Here is a 466-nt window from a genome sequence, read left to right on the forward strand (position 1 = left end):
AATCGTCACGGCGGCGAAGCCGGGCGGCGGTGCCTACTTGCATAGTTGCTGGCGCCACCGGAACACCTGGCTGGAATGCACACCGAACGCCCGCGCCACTCCCAGGATCGTTGCTCCCGGCTGCAGCGCCGCAGCGACAACGCGCTCCTTATCCGCCCGTGACCAATGCCGCCGTCGCTGCTCCGACGTGATCACTTCCACTTCCGTCTTCGTCATAGGACTAGCTCCAGGAGTAGTCCTATGGCTTCTCCAAGCTCCAGCTCCGGCACAAGGCGGCCGTCACCGGGGGCTTACGCCGCTCCTCCCCGTCGGATGCCAGCATGGATGCTTGGCTTTCCGACATGCGCTTGATTTGCGCGACGGTTAAAGAAGGATTGCCGGCCGCGCCTTCAGGAGTACCTCGGCGTCGGCGAGTGCGCTAAGACGGGCCAAGGACTCGGAAAAATGTAGCGGGCTCGAGTTATCC

General features: G+C 63.5%; 1 protein-coding gene. It reads right to left on the reverse strand.

Annotated elements, in window-relative coordinates; translation table 11 throughout:
• Nucleotides 1-33 precede the first annotated feature (33 nt).
• Nucleotides 34-216 carry a transposase gene (locus tag AACY52_RS32510; protein WP_370468083.1) on the reverse strand — a complete coding sequence of 61 codons (183 nt, stop codon included), beginning with the start codon at nucleotides 214-216 and terminating at the stop codon, nucleotides 34-36.
• Between the last annotated feature and the right edge of the window lie 250 nt (nucleotides 217-466).

Source organism: Pseudomonas sp. EA_65y_Pfl1_P113, assembly GCF_963970525.1.
GTDB lineage: Bacteria > Pseudomonadota > Gammaproteobacteria > Pseudomonadales > Pseudomonadaceae > Aquipseudomonas > Aquipseudomonas tritici.